Genomic DNA, 21134 nt, shown 5'->3' with positions numbered 1-21134 from the left:
CGTATTATTCTTCAGGTTCTCTGAGAGGGGAAGACCGGGGCACCATCAGCGCCCCGGTAAGGGCTGTTAACGGAACAGCTGCTGCAGGGTCTGCGGCGCCTGGTTGGCGATGGAGAGCGATTGCACCGCCAGCTGCTGCTGGGTCTGCAATGCTTTCAGCCGGGCCGACGCTTCTTCCATGTTGGTGTCTGCCATGGTGCTGACACCGGACTTCAGCGAGTCGGTCAGTTTCGACACGAAGTCGTTCTGGTCGGACAGGCGGTTGCTGTCCGCACCCAGCTGGGCCGCGCTGTCGATCGCAAAGGTCAGCAGGGCTTCGATCTGGGTCAGAACGTCCGCAGCGTTGGCGGAGGTCAGAGTGTCGATGTCGCTGGTATCCAGGGATGCACCGGTGTCGATTGCAGAAACGGTGATCACATCGCCGGACGCACTGATGCCGCCGAGAACGTCGAGCTGCGAAGTCACAGCAGTGTCAAGCAGGTTGGCACCGTTGAAGCTTGCGGAGTCGATGATCGATTCGATCTGTTCCTTTTTCTTGGCCAGGTCAGCTTCGATCTTGTCGTGGTCAACGTTCTGAGAAACGCCGGCAACAGCCAGTTCACGCATTTCCTTCAGGGTTTCAACGATCTGCTCCATGCCGGAGGAGGCGACAGCCACAGTTGCCTCGCCGAAGTTCAGGGCGTCGCCCACGGCTTCGTAGGCCTGAATGTCGGATTCCATGGTCTTGGAGATGGCCCAGACAGCGGAGTTGTCCTTCGCCATGCCGACCTCTTTACCGGTCGAGATCTGGTTCTGGGTTTCTTCCAGATTGTTGTTCACGGACTTCAGGGTCTGCAGAGCAACCATTGCGCCGTTGTTGGTCAGAATGCTGGTCATAGCTTTTTCCTTTAGCTGCGGGGCGCTTTGGCCCCTGAATTACTTGCCCCTCCGGGGCGCTGTGTGACGTCTTTCTGACTGTGCGTTCCACCGTCCGGTTTCCGCGCCACCCTTCATCAGGTGCAAGGCGACTTTGGCGCAGGATTTGCTAAGGGAGTGCTAATGGCGGAATTTGGTTTTTTAGAATTTTCCCCAAATTGCTCTCAGGCCCGTTTTTCCAGTTTGGCGCCGCTGCGGGTGCCATAGCGGGTTCTGCGCCCAGACTGATCGTAGACGTCCAAGCCTTTGCGAATACGGCGCAATTCGGCCATCCGTGCTGCAACAGACCGGATTCCGTTCATGGCGCTGTCCAGGAGATCCTGGTTGCGTGTCAGCTTGGTTTGAACCTGCTCCAGCGATTCGCGCTCGAGTTCAGAAACCGAGTTCAGCTTGCCGATGATCTTTTCTTTTTTTGCGAGCAGACCTTCCAGTTTGGCTAGGTCGCCTGCCATGAGGGCAGTCCGTTCCTGATCCAGGATCTGATCCAGATCATCAATGAGTTGTTGCGGGTCCGGGTTACTCACCTTCGGTCTCCTTCAATGCGTGATAAAGTGATTCGGCCAGGCCGATGCCGCCGGAGCGGGCAATCTGGTTGGCTTGTTCGCGGATCAGAAAACTGGAGAATTGCTCTTCGCCTGCACCGCCGCCAAAGGCTTCGCTTGCTTCGCCGAGACCGGCGGACTTCAGCATTTCTGCAAGAAAGGAGGCTTCCAGCTCAATTGCAGCCTCGCGGAGCGGATCGTTATTAACGGGCCGCACCGGGGCAGTAGAAGACGCGCTTTGCAGCGGGATAGGCAACAAGTCTGTCATGTCCGGTTCTCCGGTTTGCTCTCGAATTCCATCGATTTTTCCGAGACTGCACTGCAACCGGTTAAAATTGCCGTAACTGCTTTGGGCTAAGTCTTTGCGAGTCGAGATAGAATGTCTGGAACAGAACATGATGATGAATTCGATCCTTGGTATTGAACCTGCTTCCGGTGGGAATGTGGCATCTTCTGCAAAAGGAAATTCAGCAAAATCAGATAGTTCTAGCGATTTTTCAAATTACATGACGGCTGAACCGGAGCCGAGCGAAGAGGCAGGCACAGTCCGTTTGCCTGAAGGCGAATCTGCTGAATCGGAATCAGCAGAAATTGCGGAAGCGAAGCCCGTTGAAACGGCCGGCAGCAAAGAGAATTCGTCTGAAGGTGAAGAAACGGCAGACTTGCCCGCATCTTCTGAAGATGCTCCTGAAGCGTCCCCCGATATTGCTGCTCCTGTGCCAGAACTGCCTGCTACCAATGCTTCAGGCGTGACAGAATTGGCGGGCCAAGCCCAAGCTGAGCGCACAGCCGGTGCCGCACAAAAGGCTGAAAGCGCAGATGCCATTGCCGTTAAGAGCACTGAAGTCGGCCAACCATCACAGGAGAAAGTGATCCAGCAGGCGGCCCTTCCAACCGGCGAGACAGGGACCGAAACGGCAAAAGCAGATGCGCAAGGTGATGCGAAGCAAGTACCGGCAGGCCGGATGGCCGGTGGCAGCCAGCCTGCCGATTCGCCGAAGCCTGACATGAGGACTGGAACCGCCCAGGCTCAGGAAACTGAGCGCACCGCCGGTAACAGCCCCCCCCCGCATGAGCTTCATTCGGCCAAGGATAAGGCGGCTGTCCCTGGCAGTGCAGCGGCAGTTCCGGAAACTGTTGACGCCCAGAAGGTGACCGCTGCGGAAAGTGCTGGCAGCCGTTCTCAGATTGACGTTGCAGGACAGAAGGGCACCAGAGCCCCAAGCGGCGGTGTTCCTGGCGGCGAGGCCGTTGAGGGAGCCTCGGCGGCCAAAACAGTTTCCGGAAAGCCAAATGAGCAGGCCGTTGAACAATTGTCGGTCCGGCAGCCCGAAGGCGGAACCCGGGCTGTTGCCGCTGGCGCGCAAGGCGCGGTGCAGGCGTTTGCAGCCGGGTTGTCTTCGTCGCGGGACGCAGCGCGCAATTCGGAACTTGGCTCTGTCAGCATCATGGTTTCTGAGGATATTTCGGCGGAAGCTCTTGCAGAGGGAAAACCGGGTTCAGGGACATCCCGTGCCAGCCAGGTCAACATGGTGCCAGCAATTCAGGCGGTCCCGCAAGCTTCGGTAATGTTTCAGCCGCTGCTGGCTGCTGGAATGACAGAGACCTTCGGCGAGACTGATTTGCCGTTTCACGCGCTTGGGCTTTCGGGAGAGGCCCCGGGGCTGAGCCAGCTTCTGACCGAAGCTTCGTTCGGCTCGCACTCCGTGCACCGGCCGGAAATGCCCCGGATGATTGCAGCCCAGATCGCCGAAGCTTTCGCTGCCAAAGGCGAACAGAAGGTGGAGGTGAGCCTGAATCCTCAGGAACTCGGACACGTCAAGATGCGCGTGGTGACCAGTGAAACCGGAATTACCATGATCATTCAGACAGAGCGCCCGGAGACCGGTGATCTGATGCGCCGCCACATCAATGAGCTGGCCGAGGAATTCCGCCGCATGGGTTATGAGGACATTTCGTTCGAGTTCAGCGGCGGCCAGGCGGGCAGCGGCGGAGAAGGCGACGGCACTGACGAAGGTGCCGGCCAACCTGGCGGAGCAGTGGGTTCACAAACCAATAGCGCTGAGACCGCCGGGGAGCAAACAACACAAAACCTCCGGCTTGGATCGGCCGGCGTGGATATGAGGGTTTGACCACATGACAACAGCAGTTACTTCCGCGGGCAGCACCGCGGCGCAATCCAATCCGTTGCCGGCGGCATCGCAGAAAACTTCCGGGCTGTCGTCGGATTTCGAGACATTCGTAAAGATGCTGACGGCGCAGGCGACAAATCAGGATCCTTTGGAACCGCTTGATTCGACAGAATATGCCGCGCAGCTTGCGCAGTTCTCGATGGTCGAGCAGCAAACCAAGAGCAATACACTTCTGGAAGGCCTGCAATCGCAGCTGGGCCTGGCTAACATGGCAGCTCTCTCGGGTTGGGTCGGGATGGAGGCGCGCGCAGTTGCGCCAGGCCATTTCGACGGTAGCAACTCGGTCACTATTGCACCTAACCCGGCGGCAGCCGCGGATTCGGTTACACTGGTCGTGAAGAACTCAAACGGCACTGAAGTGCAGCGTGTCACACTTCCGGTCTCGGCCGAGCCCTATGAGTGGAATGGGCTGGACGATGACGGAAATGCGTTGGAAGCAGGCGAATACACATTTGTTGTTGAAAGCCGCAAAGGCGATGATCTGCTGCTTGCGGAACATGCCGAAGTCTACTTCAAGGTGAATGAGACCCGGATGCAAGGTGGTGACGTGGGTCTGATCACTCCGGGCGGTTCCGTGGTTCTGGCCTCTTCGGTCAGCGCGCTGCGCGAACCTGCCGGGTAATCCGGGAGTAGGCGCTGGCGGAAAAACTGTCTAAGAACAGGGCGGCCAAACTCCGGAGACCGCCCTGCAACCGCTGACAGTCCAGTTCCAATCCAGTTTCTTTGCGCATTTGTCCGCAATCGGGCTGCATGTTCCCGCCCCCCGGCGTCTGACCGGCGGGCGGTCGAACCATGTCTGGCGGGCCGGGGCGCTGGTTATCAAGCTGTATGCGGAAGGCGGAGCCAATCCGCTGTTCTCCAATGATCCAGCGCGGGAAGGGGCAATTCTGGCGGCGCTTTCCGGTACCGGAATGGTGCCGCCGCTGGTTCAGACCGGGACGTTCGAAGGGAAAAAGTGGCTGTGTTATGCGCATGTCAACGGCAGCCCATGGCAGGAAGACACAGCCCATGTGGCGCGGTTTCTGGGGCGGGTGCACGATTTGGCCGCGCCGCCTGGCCTTCCTGACGGCGTCAACGGCAGCGCTGCACTGGAGCGGCAGACCCAGGGTATTCTGAAAAAATGTAAAGATGTGAAAGCGTTGGGCGAGCTGCGTCCGCTAGGAAGGGTTCCGCCATTGCAGCAAACGCAGCTTATCCACGGGGATCCGGTGCCAGGCAACCTGCTGGCGCATGACGGCACGCTGACGCTGATTGACTGGCAATGTCCGCAAATCGGCGATCCGGCGGAAGACCTCGCGTTGTTCCTTTCTCCGGCGATGCAGCTGATGTACCGGGGCGAGCCACTGACGAAATCGCAGGAAGATAGCTTTCTGCGGGCCTATCCTGATCCGCGGATTGCGGGCAGAACCCTGGCACTGAAGCCGTGGTTTCACTGGCGGATGGCGGCCTATTGCCTGTGGCGGGCAGAACGTGGCGGGGTGCGGGACTGGCAGGCCTATGAACTGGAGCGTGCAGCGCTTCAGTCCATCAGGCCCAGAACCGCATAGGCCGGCGGCATCAGGACCCGGCGGGCGCGGCCAAATGGAAACCGCGGCAATTTTTGCACCGCCGGAGAATAAGGCAGCTCCGGTTGAATACCTTGCACCAGATCACTGAGCAGGCGTCCGGCATAGCTGCCCATTGCAACACCGTTGCCGTGATAGCAGAGACCGGCAAACAGGCCGGGATGGCCGGGCACCGGCCCGATGAAGGGCACTAGGTTGCGTGACAGGCAGACCATGCCGGACCAGCAATGGGTGGTTTCGACCTGATGCCACTCCGGGAACATCGCCTCGAAATCCTGTCTTAGCTTGCGCCGGATACCGGCTTCGGCCCGCGGAGAAGACAACAGCCCGCCACGCATCCCGAACAGGAACCTGTTGTCCGGCATCAGGCGGAAGTAGTGCAGCAGGTTGCGGGTGTCATAGGCCATTTGATGCGAAAACCAGCCCTGCGCCTGCAGTTCGGTTTCCGTCAGGGGGCGGGTCACCATGACCGTGGATTGTGCCGGCATGTACCGCCCGGCCAGCCAATCTGGCAAATCCTCCGAGGAATAGCCGTTGGTGGCAATGATGACCTTGGATGCTTTCAGATGACCTTTATTAGTCTCTATTTCATGCCCGCCACCCACATGCCGTACAGAGAGGACCGGGCTCCGCTGGTACAGTCTTGCCCCGGCATCCGCCGCGGCAGATGCCAGGCCGAACAGGTATTTGCGCGGGTTCAGCGCAAAGCCCGCCGGCGTTGTCAGCGCGGCCTGAAAACGGCCTTTCAGCCCGTGATCCGCCAGCTGATGACGAGAGAGGAACTCCGGCTCTTCACCAGTTTTCCGCAACTCCTCTGCGAGGGCTGACAGACGGCGCGCGGCTTTCTCATTGTGGGCGAGTTGGGTTTCCCCGCGCGAATGGGTGTCGGCGCCGATACCGTGTGTTTCAAGCAGTTTTTTCACAAGGCCCACGGCGGCCACTTCGCTGGCGTCATAGGTGTCTGCAGCGGGCTTGCCGAATACCCTGCGCATCGTGCCGCCGGACAGTTTCGAACCACCAAGGCAACAGAACCCGCCGTTGCGCCCGGAGGCGCCCCAGCCGGGAGTTTCTGCTTCCAGCAGGACTACTGAGGCACCGCCTTCAGCCAGATGCAGGGCCGCTGACATTCCAGTGAAGCCGCCGCCGATGATCGCTACATCGGCGGAGGTTTCTCCTTCCAGGACGGGCCAGTCAGGTGCCGGGATGGTCTCGTCCCACCAGCAGTTGCTGCGCGGACCGGGACCATAGGCGTAGCCGGAGAAGATCCGGCGCATCAGGCCCGCTCCGCGGCCTGTTCCTCACGCTTCTGCCGGGCCACCTGATGCTTGGTCACAAGAGAGGCGGTGATGACGCCCACGGTGACGATCGAGATCATGATCGTCGACAGCGCGTTGATCTCGGGGCTGACACCCAGGCGCACGGCAGAGAAGATCTTGATCGGCAGGGTGGTGGCCGAGGGTCCGGAAGTGAAGGAGGCAATCACCAGGTCGTCGAGCGACAGGGTAAAGGCCAGCAGCCAGCCGGAAATCACCGCAGGTGCGATGATCGGCAGGGTCACCAGCCGGAATGCCTCTGCTGGCGAACAGCCCAGATCCAGTGCGGCTTCCTCCAGCGAGCGGTCGAATGTCACCAGACGGGAGGACACCACCACAGAGACATAACACATGGAGAAAGTGGTATGAGCCAGCACGATGGTGAACACCCCGCGATCCAGGCCGATGCCGATGAACAGCAGGAGCAGCGACAGGCCGGTGATTACCTCGGGCATCACCAGCGGCGCATAGATCATGCCCGAAAACAAAGTCCGCCCCATGAACCGCCCGCCGCGCACCAGCACATAGGCCGCGATTGTGCCCAGCACAGTCGCCATGGTGGAGGAGAACACGGCCACCTTGATGGTCACCCAGGCGGCATTCAGGAACGCCTCGTTCTGCATCAGTTCGCCGTACCATTTGGTTGAGAACCCGGCCCAGACGGTGACCAGCTTGCTTTCGTTGAAGCTGAAGATCACCAGTATCACCATCGGGATATAGAGGAAGGCGAAGCCCAGGGTCAGCGATACGGCGTTAAACCAGCTCATACGGTTCATTGCTCTGCCTCCTGCTGTTTCTGCTGGTTGCGCTGGAACAGCACAATCGGGATCACCAGGAGCAGCAGCAGAACCACCGCCACCGCGGATGCAACCGGCCAGTCTCGGTTGGAGAAGAACTCTTCCCACAGTACCTTGCCGATCATCAGCGTGTCGGATCCGCCCAGCAGCGACGGGATCACGAATTCACCCAGCACCGGGATGAAGACCAGGAAGCTGCCTGCAATGATGCCTGTCTTGGACAGCGGAATGGTCACCAGCCAGAAAGCCGTGAGGCGCGAGCAGCCAAGGTCCTCGGCAGCTTCGATAAGCGATCCGTCCAGCCGTTCGAGCGCCGAATAGACCGGCAGGATCATGAACGGCAGATAGGTATAGACGATGCCGATATAGACTGCGGAATTGGTGTTGAGGATGGTGAGCGGTTCCGAGATCACCCCGATCCACATCAGGAACTGGTTCAAGAACCCCTCGTTCGAAAGGATCCCCATCCACGCGTAAACGCGGATCAGGAAGGAGGTCCAGAAGGGCAGAATCACCAGCATCATCAGCGTGGGGCGCCACTCCTCGGGCGCACGGGCCATGCCATAGGCAATCGGGTAGCCGGCCAGCAGTGTAAAAAAGGTCGAGATAACCGCGATCTTCAGCGAACTGAGGTAGGCCTTCCAGTAAAGATCATCTTCGGTCAGCCAGACGAAGTTCTCAAAGTCCAGCTCAGCGATGAAGGCAGCGATGCCTTCGGCCCAGTCAAATTGAGGGAAGTAGGGCGGCCGGGCCACCGCGGCATCCGACAGAGCGATTTTCAAGACAATGGCAAACGGCACCAGAAACAACGCCAGCAGCCAGACATATGGTATGGCAATCAGGACAAAGCGGCGCATCAGTCGGCCAGCAGAACGCCTGCCGTGGCGGTCCATGACAGCCAGACAGTGTCTTCCCAAGTATAGGCGCGGCGGGCGATACGGCGGGTGTTGGCGGTTTGCGCCTTGATTACCGCGCCGGTGGGCAGTTCCACATGGTAGGTGGAGATGTTGCCAAGATAGGCGATATCCAAAATGCGGCCCTGAACAGCGTTGTCCGCGTCGGCCGGCTTTTCGGCGCTGATCGCCACTTTCTCTGGCCGGATCGCCAGATGGCACTTTTGCCCGTCGGAAAACGCGTTCGGCGATTTGACAGTCAGCGGTTCGTGGCCCTCGTGCCAGGACATGGCGTAGGCTTCGTTGCCGTTGGGCTTTGCTGTGCCTTCAATCAGATTCACGTCTCCAATGAAATCAGCCACATAGACGGAGTTCGGGCTTTCATAGATCCGGTCAGGACTTGCCACCTGGATGATCTTGCCGTGATCCATCACCGCCACGCGGGAGGCGACGGTCATCGCCTCTTCCTGGTCGTGGGTCACGATCACAAAGGTGGTGCCGGTCTTCTCCTGAATATCCATCAATTCGAACTGGGTGTCCTGGCGCAGTTTCTTGTCGAGCGCGCCCAGCGGTTCATCAAGCAGCAGCAGCTTCGGGTGTTTCGCAAGCGACCGGGCGAGGGCAACACGCTGTCGCTGGCCGCCGGAAATCTGATGCGGCTTGCGGCGGGCGAATTTCTCCAGCCGGGTCAGCCGCAGCATTTCATCAACGCGGTCACTGATGTCATGCTTAGGCATCTTTTCGCGTTTCAGGCCGAAGGCGATGTTTTCCCAGATCGAAAGATGCGGAAACAGCGCGTAGGACTGGAACATCATGTTCACCGCCCGCTTGTTCGGCGGCACCGGTGCAATATCCTGCCCGGCCAGGAAAATCTTGCCCTCGGTCGGAGTTTCGAACCCGGCCAGCATCCGCATCAGCGTGGTCTTGCCGCAGCCGGATGGACCCAGCAGCGCGTAGAATTCCCGCTCGTAGATGTCGATGGTCAGATTGTCGATGGCAGTGAACTCGCCATAGCGCTTGGTGACGTTCTGAAAGTGGATCAGGGGCTTAGCCTCAGGATCGTTCCAGGGTTCGAATACGGAAGCAGTCAAGCCGGGCCTCTTCTGCGAAGTGTCGCGGGGATGTTTGGATGGCCGCGCTTGGAGAGCCCAGGCGCGTTGGGATGAGCGGGGCGGCATAGCGCCCCGCGAGTCAGGCACTGCTGATCAGGTGCCGGATTTGATCTTGGTCCACATGCGGGTGGCTGTGCGCTGTACTTTCGGAGGGTAGCCTTCCTTGATGTACAGGTTCTGGACGGTTTCTTCGTTCGGGTAGATCGCCGGATCGCCGATGACGTCCTCTTCCAGGAACTCCTGGCTCGCCTTGTTGCCGTTCGCGTAATAGACGTAGTTGGACGCAGCGGCCATGTTCTGCGCGTCCATGATGAAGTTCAGGAACTTGTGGGCGCCTTCCGGGTTCGGGGCATCAACTGGAATGGTCATCTGGTCGAACCACATCAGCGCGCCTTCCTTGGGCGCGTTGTATTCGATCTCAACACCGTTATCGGCTTCCGCCGCGCGGTCACGCGCCTGCAGAATGTCGCCGGACCAGCCAAAGGCCACGCAAATGTCTCCGTTGGCCAGGGCGTTGATGTATTCGGAGCTGTGGAACTTGGTGATGTAGGGGCGCACACCCATCAGAACCGGTTCAGCCTTGGCGACCACATCCGCGTCCATGCTGTTGGGATCTTCGCCGATGTATTTCAGCGCTGCCGGGATCATTTCATCCGGGGCATCCAGGAAATGCACGCCGCAGCTTGAGAGCTTTTCCATATTGGCCGGGTTGAACACCAGCTCCAGCGAGTCGATCGGGGCGTCATCGCCCAGAACTTCCTTCACCTTGGCGACGTTCACGCCGATGCCGGTGGTGCCCCACATGTAGTTGATGGAGTATTCGTTGCCGGGATCATACTTTCCGGTACGCTCCTCGATCGCGTCCCACATGTTCCCCTTGTTCGGCAGTTTCGACGGGTCCAGCTTCTGGAAGGCGCCGGCCTGAATCTGGCGCGCCATGAAAGAGCCGGTCGGCACCACCACGTCATAGCCTGAACCGCCCGCCAGCATCTTGGTCTCCAGAACCTCGTTGCTGTCGAAGACGTCGTAGATCAGGTCGATGCCGGTTTCCTTCTCGAATTTCTCCAGCAGGCCTTCGTCGATATAGTCCGACCAGTTATAGACGCGAACCTCTTCCGCCGTGGCGGCGGCAGCCGCGCCAATGGCAACGACGGCGGTCATGGTCATCGTTTTAAGTGTCATGAAATTCTCCCTGTGCATGCCGGCTTCCGGGTCCGGCTGTAAATGGATTTGATCAAGTTTTGCCGCGTTCGGCAATACTCTTTATGTTTTCACTTGGCTCAGGATGGTGCAAGCTGGCCAAAATCGAGGAGGAAAACCCCAGGTGACAGAGACCACTTCACCCCCCGCAGCGGTGCAGGAAAACCCGGCGAAACTGCCTGCGCATGAGATCGTTTATCAGAAGCTGAGAGCGCAGATCCTGTTCGGGGAGTTGGTGCCGGGTCAGGCCGTGACAATCCAAGGTCTGGTCGAGACGCTGGAGGCCGGCATGACACCGGTGCGCGAGGCGATCCGGCGGCTGATTTCAGATGGGGCCCTGATGTTTCAGGGCAACCGGCGGGTGTCAGTTCCACTGCTGGGGCCCCAGGATCTGGAGGAGCTCATTTTTGCAAGAAAAACAATTGAATGTGAGCTTGCACGCAGGGCCACATCGCGAATTTCCACGGCAGATATCGAAGAGCTCGTGACCATCGATAATGCACTGGACAAGGCGATTGCGACCGGCGATGTCGCAGGCTACCTGGTGCAGAATTACAGCTTCCACACCGCGCTCTATTCACACGCAAACGCGCCCATCCTAAGCGACATTGCCGACCGGCTTTGGCTGCGTTTCGGGCCCTCGCTCCGGGTGGTCAGCGGCCGCTTGGGTACGCAAAGCTTCCCGGACCGCCACAAGGACATCCTTGATGCGCTGCGGCGGCAGGACCCGGAGATGGCTGCTTTGGCGATGGAGCGGGATGTTTTTGAGGGCATGGAGCATGTGGTTCAGGGATTGCGGGCTGCGAACTGATTCGATTGACACCTGAGAATTTGATCATATTCTGGTGCCAATCAGTCATTCTCAGGAGCGAGTCTCATGACCGTTATCACCAATCACATGCCGACAGCCGAGCTGCAGGCTCTGGACGCCGCCCACCACATGCATCCGTTCACTGCCAATGGTGAGCTGTCGCAAAAGGGCGCGCGTATTATCACCCGCGCTGATGGCGTGCACCTGACCGACAGCGAAGGCCATCAGATCCTCGATGCGATGGCGGGCCTTTGGTGCGTCAACATCGGCTATGGCCGCGAGGAACTGGCAGAAGTGGCGGCACGCCAGATGCGGGAGCTGCCGTATTACAACACTTTCTTTCAGACAACTCATGTGCCGGCCATCGCGCTGGCCGCCAAGATTGCAGAGCTGGCGCCGGGCGATCTGAACAACGTGTTCTTTGCGGGCTCCGGCTCAGAGGCCAACGATACCAACATCCGCATGGTGCGCCATTACTGGGCACTGAAGGGCAAGCCGTCGAAATCGGTGATCATCAGCCGCAAGAATGCCTATCACGGTTCCTCTGTCGGGAGCGGCTCTTTGGGCGGCATGAGCGGGATGCACGCCCAAGGCGGTATGCCGATCCCGGATATCCACCATATCAATCAGCCGAACTGGTGGGCCGAAGGCGGCGACATGCCGCCGGAAGAATTTGGCCTGCAGCGTGCGCGCGAGCTGGAAGAGGCAATCCTGGAACTCGGCGAAGACCGTGTCGCAGCCTTCATAGCAGAGCCGGTGCAGGGTGCTGGCGGCGTCATCGTGGCGCCGGACAGCTATTGGCCGGAAATCCAGCGGATCTGTGACAAGTACGAAATCCTGCTGATTGCGGACGAGGTGATCTGCGGTTTCGGGCGCACGGGCAACTGGTTTGGCTGCGAGACCTTGAACATCCGCCCTGACATCATGACCATCGCCAAGGGTCTCAGCTCCGGCTATGCGCCGATCGGCGGCTCGATTGTCAGCGATGAAATTGCGTCAGTGATCGCGGGGGATGAGTTCAACCACGGTTACACCTACTCTGGCCACCCGGTGGCAGCGGCTGTTGCGCTGGAAAACTTGCGTATCCTTGAGGAGGAAAACATCCTTGACCATGTGCGCGACGTGGCGGCCCCTTACCTGAAGCAAAAATGGGAAGCGCTGACCGATCACCCGCTGGTGGGCGAGGCCAAGATCGCCGGCATGATGGGCTCGATTGCTTTGACTCCGAACAAGGAAACCCGCGCCGCGTTTGCATCTGACGCCGGCACTGTCGGTTACATCTGCCGTGAACGCTGCTTTGCCAACAATCTGGTGATGCGCCACGTCGGCGACCGGATGATCATCTCACCGCCCCTGGTGATCACGCCGGAGCAGATCGATGTGCTGATCGAGCGAGCCGTAAAATCCCTGGATGAATGCTACGCAGAACTGAAGAAACAGGACCTGCTGCACAGCGCCTGATTCCCTTCTGAGCCTCGCGCACATTGCGACTCACATAGGCCCGGCAACATTTTTGCCGGGCCTTTTTTCTTCGGTTTCAGGTTCAAATGGGTCGGTTTTCAGCCGGAGTTTTGCCATATGTGGCGCAAAATATCATAAGGGCGTCGCAATAAGTTCGATCAGGCGCCGTGGAACGGGACTAGGCTTCCGTTAGGGTATTCTTCTCCATTTGAAGGCGGCCGAGGTATGAATTTCGTACGCTCATCGGTGAAAGAATATTTTTTTCATATCTAGCGCTTGGTAGCGTTGGTGTGATTAACTTCGAATAAGTGCAGAGCAAATCTGCCGGAATGACAAAACTACGGGGAGCCTGCTTTGGCTGATGCGTCAAACGTTGATGCGTTCGTTGAATTCGAACGTGTCCAAAAGAGCTATGATGGCGAAAATCTCGTTGTCAAAGATCTCAACCTCACCATGCCCAAAGGTGAATTCCTGACAATGCTTGGCCCGTCCGGGTCCGGGAAAACCACCTGCTTGATGATGCTGGCTGGTTTTGAAACCGCAACCCATGGCGATATCCGCTTGGACGGGACCTCAATCAACAACATCCCGCCGCACAAGCGCGGCATCGGCATGGTGTTCCAGAACTACGCGCTGTTTCCGCATATGACGATTGCGGAAAACCTCTCCTTCCCGCTGGAAGTCCGCAAGATGGGCAAGTCAGAGCGCGAGGAAAAGGTGAAGCGGGCGCTGGACATGGTGGAAATGGGCGCCTTCGGCGGCCGCCGCCCGGCTCAGCTTTCTGGCGGCCAGCAGCAGCGGATCGCGCTGGCGCGCGCCCTGGTTTTTGAACCTGAACTGGTTCTGATGGATGAACCGCTGGGCGCGCTGGACAAACAGCTGCGTGAGAAGATGCAGTTTGAGATCACCCATCTCGCCCACCGTCTGGGGATCACCGTGGTCTATGTGACCCACGACCAGACCGAGGCGCTGACCATGTCCGACCGCGTTGCCGTGTTCGACGATGGCCGCATCCAGCAGATCGCGCCGCCGGACCAGCTGTATGAAAGCCCGGAAAACAGCTTCGTGGCCCAGTTCATCGGCGAAAACAACACGCTCGAAGGCACAGTCAAGGAAATCAACAACGGCATCGCGCTGGTTCAGCTGGACGATGGCGAGCTGATTGATTGCAAGCCGGTGAATGTCTCCAAGCCCGGCGAGCGCACCCGTGTGTCGATCCGCCCTGAACGGGTGGAATACAACAAGAGCCGCCTGCGCGAAGGCGCGCATACCCTTAACGCGGAAGTGCTGGAGTTCATTTACATGGGCGACATCTTCCGCACCCGTCTGCGGGTGGCCGGCAATGATGAGTTCATCATCAAAACCCGGAACGCTCCGGACCAAGTCCGTCTTCAGCCCGGTCAGCAGATCGAAATCGGCTGGCTGCCGGAAGACTGCCGCGCGCTGGACGCCTGATCCGCGCGCGCCGAACCCCCGGCAGAAGAACGACCGGGGGATCCTCACTTCTGTGAATTTCAACAAGGAGAGACTCTCTATGAAACTCAGCAAACTGTCTGCATTGGCAATGACAACTGCCCTTTGCGCCCCTTCGGCCTTTGCCGAAGAAATGGCCAATGAGCTGACCCTGGTGTCCTGGGGCGGTGCCTATCAGACCAGCCAGCACAAGGCTTATGTTGAGCCCTATATTGCGGCCAACCCTGATGTGAAGGTGGTTTGGGATGAAAGCTCGGCTGAAGCCGTGGCCAAGATCCGCGCCATGAACGAAGCCGGCAATGTGACCTGGGACCTGGTTGACGTTGTGGCTTCCGACTCCATGCGTCTTTGCGACGAAGGCCTGGCGGAAGAAATCAACCATGACGAAGACCTGGCAGCGGCACCGGATGGCACCGCGGCCACCGAAGACTTCGGCGACTTGATCGTCAGCGACTGCTTCGTGCCGCAGATCGTTTACTCGACCACCTTCGGCTACCGCACCGACCTGATCGACCAGCCGGATTCGGTTTGCGCGATCTTCGACACCGAGAAGTACCCGGGCAAGCGCTCGCTGCAGAAACGTCCGATCGACAACATGGAGTGGGCCCTCTACTGCGACGGCGTGGCCAAGGATGAGATCTACGACGTTCTGGGCACCGACGAAGGTGTGGCGCAAGCTCTGGCCAAGCTCGACACCATCAAGGACCAGGTGGTCTGGTGGACTGCAGGCGCGGAAACCCCGCAGCTTCTGGCTGACGGCGAAGTGGTGATGGGCTCAACCTTCAACGGCCGTCTGTTCTCGGCGATTGCCGAACAGGGCCAGCCGATCGGCATGCTCTGGGACATGCAGTCCTTTGACCTCGACGGCTGGGTTGTTCCGGCAGGCCTGCCGGCGGACCGCAAGGCCCGCGTGATGGACTTCCTGAAGTTCGCAACCGACACCCAGCGTCTGGCTGACCAGGCTGCCTACATCTCCTACGGCCCGGCCCGTGCCTCCTCGGCGCCGCTGGTTGGCAAGCACGCCGAACTGGGCATCGACATGGCGCCGCACATGCCGACCGATCCGGCCAACGCCGGCAACGTGCATGTCTATGACTACGAATGGTGGGCGGACAACCGCGATGATCTGGACGCCAAGTTCCAGGCATGGCTGGCAAACTAATCTGACCCTTCCACGATTGCAGGGGGCCTGCTGTGTGCAGGCCCCTTGCCCAAAAAAATAAAGACCCGACGGGGAACCCTATGACTGACATAAGCCAATCCGGCCCTGTGCTGGCCGCGGACGGCACACCGCTGAAGCGGAGCCTGTCGCGGGCATTGCGGATGCAGAAATTGCGCGCGCTGATGCTGATTGCGCCGCTTCTGCTGTTCATCCTTGTGACCTTCATCCTGCCGGTGGCGGACATGCTGTTCCGCTCGGTGGAGAACCGGATTGTCCAGGACACGCTGCCCCAAACGGTTGAAGCGCTGGCGGACTGGGATCCCGCATCCGGGCAATTGCCTGAAGAGGCCGTGTTTGCCGCGATGGCCGCCGACCTCCAGATTGCGGCCAAAGCAAAGACACACACCAGAGTCGCCAAGCGCCTGAACTATGAAAACCCGGGCGTGTCCTCTGTGTTCCGCAAATCGGGCCGCAAAGTCGGCAAATGGGACCTCGCGACCGACGGTCCGTTCCGTGAAAAACTGATCGAAATTGACGATGGCTGGGGCGACGTTGAACTGTGGCGCACCATCAAGACCTATTCCGGGTCCTTCACGTCCGGCTACTTCCTGAATGCAGTTGACATGCAGCTGGGTGCGGAAGGCCCGGAAGTCCGGCCTGAAAACGAGCGGATCTACAACACTATGCTGGTCCGCACCATGCGGATGTCCCTGATCATCACCTTCAGCTGCATCCTGCTGGGCTATCCGGTGGCGTGGATTCTGGCCAACCTGCCTGCACGCAAGGCGAACCTTCTGCTGATCCTGGTGCTGCTGCCATTCTGGACCTCCCTGCTGGTGCGGACCTCCGCCTGGAAGATCCTGCTGCAGCAGCAGGGCGTGATTAACGACACGCTGGTCTGGATCGGGCTGGTGGATGATGCCAACCGATTGGTTCTGATCAATAACGAGCTCGGCACCATCATCGCTATGACGCACATCCTGCTGCCGTTCATGATCCTGCCGATGTACTCGGTGATGCAGACCATCAACCCGTCCTACCTGCGCGCCGCCAAATCTCTGGGCGCAACTGACTGGACAGCCTTCTGGCGGGTCTACTTCCCGCAGACCGTTCCGGGCATCGGCGCAGGCTCGATCCTCGTCTTCATCCTGGCTGTGGGCTACTACATCACCCCGGCCCTGGTCGGCGGCACCAAAGGCACCTTCATCTCCAACCTGATTGCCTACCATATCTCGACCTCCGGCAACTGGGGCCTGGGTGCGGCACTGGGTGCAATCCTTCTGGCGGTCGTCCTGCTCCTCTACTGGGTCTACGACAAGGTCGTCGGCATCGACAACGTTAAGCTGGGATAACCGATATGAGCGCACTTCCTCCTTATGCGACCGTTGGCCAGCGCACCTGGCACTACACTTTCCGGGTGATCTGCGGTCTGGTCTTCTTTTTCCTGATCGCACCGATCGTGGTGATTATCCCGCTCAGCTTCAACGCGCAGGATTTCTTCACCTTCACGCCGGAAATGCTGCGGCTGGACCCGGACGGCTACTCGCTGAAGCACTACCGCGATTTCTTCAACAATGACTCCTGGCAGTCTGCGATGTGGAACTCGCTGAAGATTGCGCCGATGGCGACTATCGTTTCGGTCACCTTCGGCACGCTGGCCGCCATCGGTCTCAGCCAGCCGCATGTGCCGTTCCGCCGGGCGATCATGGCGATCCTTATTTCGCCGATGATCGTGCCGCTGATCATCTCCGCTGCCGGCATGTACTTTTTCTACAGCCGCATCGGCCTGCAGGGGACTTACATCGGCGTGGTCCTGGCGCATGCCGCACTGGGCATCCCCTTTGTGATCATCACGGTGACGGCAACCCTGGTGGGCTTCGACCGCTCGCTAACCCGCGCTGCGGCCAACATGGGCGCTGATCCGGTGACCACCTTCTTCCGGGTGCAGATGCCGCTTATCCTGCCGGGGGTGATCTCGGGCGGGCTGTTTGCCTTCATCACGTCCTTCGACGAAGTGGTTGTGGTGCTGTTTGTCGGTTCGGCCGGTCAAAAGACGCTGCCCTGGCAGATGTTCATCGGCCTGCGCGAGCAGATTTCGCCGACCATCCTGGCGGTGGCGACGATCCTCGTTGCGATCTCCATCATGCTGCTGGCCACGGTCGAAATGCTGCGCCGACGCTCCGAGCGCCTGCGCGGGATGTCTCCCAGCTGATCACCGCAAAGAACAATCAACAAGGAAGGCCCCGCACTGCGGGGCCTTTGTTTTTTGCTGAAGCTATTTTGCCGTGCGATTGGTCCCTGTCCGCGGAGGGGTGCGCTCCGCCGCTTTTACCGCAGGCGCTGCAAGAGATGCAGCGAGGCATAACCATCCGGCGTCAGTCCGTTTGCCACCTGATAGGCGCGCACTGCACCGATGGTCTTGGGCCCGATCTTTCCGTCGATACCATCTGTGTCAAACCCGGCGCTTGTCAGCCGCTCTTGCATTTCCTCCCGTTCGGACAGGGTCAGCGCCCGGTCACCGCGCGGCCAATTCGCCTTGATCGGCGAACCGCCCATGATCCGGTCTGCCAGATGCCCGACCCCGATCACATAGGCATCCGCTGTGTTGTAGCGTTCCAGAACAGCGAAGTTGTGGAAGATCATAAAGGCCGCGCCCTCGCTGCCTGCAGGCAGCAGGATTGAGGCAGGTCCGTGATCCTTTACCGTACGCCCATCGTGCCCTTTGATGCCTAGCGCTGCCCAGTCGGAGGGCGATTTCTCAATGTCGCGATCGGCCAGAGTGTAATCAAACCCCTTGGGCAGGGTCACTTCCACCCCCCAAGGCTGACCTTTCACCCAGCCGAACTGCTTCAGATACGCGGCAGTAGATGCCAGCGCATCAGCCGGGTTGTCCGACCAGATGTCCCGCTTGCCATCACCGGTGAAATCCACCGCATAGTCCAGATAGGACGTCGGGATGAACTGGGTATGCCCCATCGCCCCGGCCCAGCTGCCGGTCATCTTGCGGGCGGCAACATCGCCGGCCTGCAGAATCTTCAGCGCGGCAATCAATTGGCCTTCAAAGAACGCCCCGCGCCGCCCGTCAAAGGCCAGGGTTGCCAGGGAGCGGATCACATCCATCTTGCCGCGGAAGGTGCCAAAGCTGCTTTCCAGCCCCCAGATCGCAACCACGATCTCTTTCTCGACGCCGTATTTGGCCTCGATCTGATCCAGCCGTGCCTGCTGATCGCGCAGCGCCGCCTTGCCGTTCTTCACCCGCAGGTCCGAGGCTGCGCTGTCCAGATAATCCCAGATCGTTTTGGTGAACTCGGATTGGTTGCGGTCGCGGCGGATCACGTCGGGATCATAGCGCACGCCGTCAAAGGCACTGTCCAGCACCGGCGTACTGATCCCTTGTGCCCCTGCGCGGTCTTTGAATTCCGTGATCCAGTCTTTGAAGCTGACTTCAGCTGCAGCCTGTTCCACCGCGGCTTGCTGGAGCGCGGCTGGCCTGGCGACAGGTCTCAAGGATGTGGCAGACGCCAGCTGATAGCCTTCATCTTGCCCCTCTTGCGTTACGGCCCCTGGCTGCTCGCCGGCACTCAGGGATTTGTTTGGCGCGGCTTCTGCCGCCATTGCTCCGCCTGCCACTAGCGACACGGCAACCCATTTGCGCATGATGCACCTCGTTATTCACTGCTCAGCCCCAGTCTAGCGGCAGCGCGGTCCGGGTAAAGAGGCCAGTCACGGCGTGTGCGGGGCGCCGCCTGCCATCCCTACTGCCGCTGCTCCTGCCTGTGTTCCTGCCGCAGCTGGTCCAGGGCGTCGCGCAGCATGGGCACCCGGTGCGGACGAAAGCTTTGATCCGTCACTTGCAGGCCGCGCATCCGGTCCAGCCGGAACACCCGCACCGCGTCGCGCAAACAGCACCAGGCGATCAGCACGGTCGAGCGGTCGAAGTACACCACGCTTAGCGGTTTCACCTGCCGCTCGGTCACCGCACCATACCCGTCTGTATAGCCGAAACTCACCTCGACCTCGTCCCAGGCAGCCTGGCGCAGGTCCTGCGCCGAGATTGCTGGCGGGATCGGGCGCTCAAACCGGTAAGGTGCCAGCACCGCATGGCGCAGCCGGTGTGCCTGCCTTGGCGGCAGCCGCGCCTGCAGCTTGCGCAACGCTTCTGAGGCCGCGGTGGCCAGCTCCGGGTCGCCGATCAGCTCTACTTCCCGCAGGCCAAGCACCAGCGCCTCCAGTTCCGTGTCCCGGAACCCCATCGGCGGCAGCGCATTATCCTCGATCAGGGTAAAGCCGTATCCTGCCTCGCCATCAATCACCGCCCCCATCTCGCGCAGGGTGGCGATATCGCGGTGGATGCTGCGGGCCGACACGCCCAGTTCGTCGCCCAGCCGCGCCGCGGTATGCGGGCCGGGTCCCAAGCGCAGGGCCTGCATCAGCTGGAAGAGGCGGTGAGTTCGTGACATGCCTGACTATCCTACGCCCTATTGACACTATCTGTCATCAGGCGGGTTTAGAGAAGGGCGGGCAAACGCAACGAACAGGATTTGACAAATGCTTTCCCTCCTCACCTTCCCCGCGGGCTTCGGGTTGTTCAGCATGAGCCCCTTTTGCATCAAAGCTGCAATGATGCTGGAGCTGTCCGGCCTGCCCTGGCAGCGCAGTGACATGCTGGACCCCACTGAAATGCCGCACCGGAAACTGCCGGTATTGGCAACCCCGGACGGACAGATCGCCGACAGCGACGGCATCCGCGACTGGCTGGAAGGGCAGGGGGCCGATTTCGACGCAGGTCTGAACACCGCAGAACGCGCCCACGCCCGCGCCTGGGTCCGGCTGGCGGAATACCACCTGGGCCTGCACCTGCTGCAAATGCGCTGGAATGACGATACGGTCTGGCCCGAGGTTCGGGATCAGATCTTCCAGCCGGTTCCCGAACCCATGCGTGATGAGATCAGCGCCCCGGTCAGGAGGGAAATCCAGGCCGGGCTCCACTGGCAGGGCCTCGCACGCTTCAGCAAAGCGGACCGGATGCACCGGCTGGAGCAGGACCTGAAACCTATCTCCGTGCTTGCCAGTGAACGTCCGTTCCTGATGGGCGGCAGCATCACCTCTGCTGACTTGAGCGTGGCGCCGTTCCTGATCTCCATGCTGCACACCTCTGAGGCTTCGGCAGTCAGCAAACGCTTGCGGGGCGACAAGGTTTTATGCGCCTATCTGAGCCGTGTGTTCGAAACGGTGCCCTTGCCATGAAACCTGCCTTTGCCAGTCCAGAGATCGAGGCCGCCTTTGCGGTCTCTGATCCGCTGGCGCGGGAGGGGCTGCTGAGGCTCCGGCAGCTGATCTTTGAAACCGCCGCCGAAACGCCGGAAGCGGGTCGGGTGGAGGAAGTGCTGCGCTGGGGTCAGCCGTCTTACGTCACGCCGGAAACCGGGACGGGTTCCACCCTCCGGCTGGGGGTGCCGAAAGGCGCACGCTTTGCGCTCTTCGTGCATTGCCAAAGCCGCCTGATCCCTGAGTTTGCCTTGGCATTCCCTGCCTGGGACCGGTTTGAGGGGACCCGCGCCGTGCTGTTTAACGACCCGGAGGATGTGGAGCCGCTGCGACACGGCTGGCTGATCAAGCGGGCGCTGACCTACAAGATCCGCGCGCCGCTGGATATTCCGGCATAGACCCGATCAGGTCTGCCCTACCGGGGCAGACT

Annotated in this window: 20 protein-coding genes and 1 pseudogene; 11 read left to right on the top strand and 10 right to left on the bottom strand. The window is 60.0% G+C overall.

Annotated elements, in window-relative coordinates:
- Positions 1-66 precede the first annotated feature (66 nt).
- The 3 genes from A9D60_RS16535 to A9D60_RS16525 all read right to left on the bottom strand — a co-directional run bounded on the left by A9D60_RS16535 (position 67) and on the right by A9D60_RS16525 (position 1725).
- Positions 67-876, bottom strand: coding sequence for a flagellin N-terminal helical domain-containing protein (locus A9D60_RS16535; protein ID WP_039184407.1), 810 nt, complete (start codon positions 874-876; stop codon positions 67-69).
- Between the two features lie 203 nt (positions 877-1079).
- A complete protein-coding gene (locus A9D60_RS16530; protein WP_065268605.1) occupies positions 1080-1439 on the bottom strand; it encodes a flagellar export chaperone FlgN in 360 nt (119 codons plus the stop codon).
- Positions 1432-1725, bottom strand: coding sequence for a rod-binding protein (locus A9D60_RS16525; protein ID WP_083194237.1), 294 nt, complete (start codon positions 1723-1725; stop codon positions 1432-1434). Before A9D60_RS16525 ends, A9D60_RS16530 begins: the two co-directional genes overlap by 8 nt.
- Before the next feature lie 127 nt (positions 1726-1852).
- On the opposite strand from A9D60_RS16525, the gene A9D60_RS16520 reads away from it, so the two are divergent.
- The 3 genes from A9D60_RS16520 (at position 1853) to A9D60_RS16510 (ending at position 5196) form a co-directional block, all read left to right on the top strand.
- Complete coding sequence (locus tag A9D60_RS16520) at positions 1853-3589, top strand: flagellar hook-length control protein FliK (RefSeq protein ID WP_083194236.1); 1737 nt, start codon at positions 1853-1855, stop codon at positions 3587-3589.
- A gap of 4 nt (positions 3590-3593) precedes the next feature.
- Complete coding sequence (locus tag A9D60_RS16515) at positions 3594-4271, top strand: FlgD immunoglobulin-like domain containing protein (protein ID WP_039184404.1); 678 nt, start codon at positions 3594-3596, stop codon at positions 4269-4271.
- A 109-nt stretch (positions 4272-4380) separates the two neighbouring features.
- Positions 4381-5196 carry a phosphotransferase family protein gene (locus A9D60_RS16510; protein ID WP_254656716.1) on the top strand — a complete coding sequence of 272 codons (816 nt, stop codon included), beginning with the start codon at positions 4381-4383 and terminating at the stop codon, positions 5194-5196.
- On the opposite strand, the gene A9D60_RS16505 is transcribed toward A9D60_RS16510, so the two are convergent.
- From A9D60_RS16505 to A9D60_RS16485, 5 genes are all read right to left on the bottom strand, one after another.
- A complete protein-coding gene (locus A9D60_RS16505; RefSeq protein WP_175392974.1) occupies positions 5169-6488 on the bottom strand; it encodes an NAD(P)/FAD-dependent oxidoreductase in 1320 nt (439 codons plus the stop codon). The genes A9D60_RS16510 and A9D60_RS16505 overlap by 28 nt on opposite strands.
- A complete protein-coding gene (locus A9D60_RS16500) occupies positions 6488-7303 on the bottom strand; it encodes an ABC transporter permease (protein ID WP_065268601.1) in 816 nt (271 codons plus the stop codon). Before A9D60_RS16500 ends, A9D60_RS16505 begins: the two co-directional genes overlap by 1 nt.
- On the bottom strand, positions 7300-8181 hold the full coding sequence (locus A9D60_RS16495) for an ABC transporter permease subunit (RefSeq protein WP_065268681.1): 882 nt from the start codon (positions 8179-8181) through the stop codon (positions 7300-7302). The genes A9D60_RS16500 and A9D60_RS16495 overlap by 4 nt, the downstream gene beginning before the upstream one ends.
- On the bottom strand, positions 8181-9308 hold the full coding sequence (locus tag A9D60_RS16490) for an ABC transporter ATP-binding protein (RefSeq protein WP_065268600.1): 1128 nt from the start codon (positions 9306-9308) through the stop codon (positions 8181-8183). The genes A9D60_RS16495 and A9D60_RS16490 overlap by 1 nt, the downstream gene beginning before the upstream one ends.
- Positions 9309-9422: 114 nt before the next feature.
- The gene (locus A9D60_RS16485; RefSeq protein WP_065268680.1) at positions 9423-10511 is read right to left on the bottom strand and encodes a polyamine ABC transporter substrate-binding protein; all 1089 of its coding nucleotides are present in this window, start codon (positions 10509-10511) and stop codon (positions 9423-9425) included.
- Between the two features lie 142 nt (positions 10512-10653).
- Here A9D60_RS16485 and A9D60_RS16480 point away from each other — a divergent pair, with 142 nt between their 5' ends.
- The 6 genes and pseudogenes from A9D60_RS16480 to A9D60_RS16455 all read left to right on the top strand — a co-directional run.
- On the top strand, positions 10654-11340 hold the full coding sequence (locus A9D60_RS16480; protein ID WP_175392973.1) for a GntR family transcriptional regulator: 687 nt from the start codon (positions 10654-10656) through the stop codon (positions 11338-11340).
- A 66-nt stretch (positions 11341-11406) separates the two neighbouring features.
- A complete protein-coding gene (locus A9D60_RS16475) occupies positions 11407-12801 on the top strand; it encodes an aspartate aminotransferase family protein (RefSeq protein ID WP_065268599.1) in 1395 nt (464 codons plus the stop codon).
- Between the two features lie 354 nt (positions 12802-13155).
- Positions 13156-14256: an ABC transporter ATP-binding protein gene (locus A9D60_RS16470; RefSeq protein ID WP_065268598.1), complete on the top strand. Its 1101-nt coding sequence runs from the start codon at positions 13156-13158 to the stop codon at positions 14254-14256.
- 79 nt (positions 14257-14335) lie between these two features.
- A complete protein-coding gene (locus A9D60_RS16465) occupies positions 14336-15436 on the top strand; it encodes an extracellular solute-binding protein (RefSeq protein WP_019295196.1) in 1101 nt (366 codons plus the stop codon).
- A gap of 80 nt (positions 15437-15516) precedes the next feature.
- The gene (locus tag A9D60_RS16460) at positions 15517-16788 is read left to right on the top strand and encodes an ABC transporter permease (RefSeq protein WP_065268597.1); all 1272 of its coding nucleotides are present in this window, start codon (positions 15517-15519) and stop codon (positions 16786-16788) included.
- A gap of 14 nt (positions 16789-16802) precedes the next feature.
- Positions 16803-17648 (top strand): annotated as a pseudogene (locus A9D60_RS16455) (ABC transporter permease); the annotation flags it as partial.
- A 116-nt stretch (positions 17649-17764) separates the two neighbouring features.
- Here A9D60_RS16455 and A9D60_RS16450 read toward each other — a convergent pair.
- Positions 17765-19093: a lytic murein transglycosylase gene (locus A9D60_RS16450; protein ID WP_065268595.1), complete on the bottom strand. Its 1329-nt coding sequence runs from the start codon at positions 19091-19093 to the stop codon at positions 17765-17767.
- 98 nt (positions 19094-19191) lie between these two features.
- Positions 19192-19896, bottom strand: coding sequence for a helix-turn-helix transcriptional regulator (locus A9D60_RS16445; RefSeq protein WP_065268594.1), 705 nt, complete (start codon positions 19894-19896; stop codon positions 19192-19194).
- Between the two features lie 88 nt (positions 19897-19984).
- Here A9D60_RS16445 and A9D60_RS16440 point away from each other — a divergent pair, with 88 nt between their 5' ends.
- Entirely contained in the window at positions 19985-20683 is a 699-nt protein-coding gene (locus tag A9D60_RS16440; protein ID WP_065268593.1) for a glutathione S-transferase family protein, read from the top strand.
- Positions 20680-21102: a DUF1801 domain-containing protein gene (locus A9D60_RS16435; RefSeq protein WP_065268592.1), complete on the top strand. Its 423-nt coding sequence runs from the start codon at positions 20680-20682 to the stop codon at positions 21100-21102. Before A9D60_RS16440 ends, A9D60_RS16435 begins: the two co-directional genes overlap by 4 nt.
- The last annotated feature ends 32 nt before the right edge of the window (positions 21103-21134 follow it).

Source organism: Leisingera sp. JC1, assembly GCF_001679925.1.
Classification (GTDB): domain Bacteria; phylum Pseudomonadota; class Alphaproteobacteria; order Rhodobacterales; family Rhodobacteraceae; genus Leisingera.
This window is presented reverse-complemented; position numbering and strand designations above follow the sequence as displayed.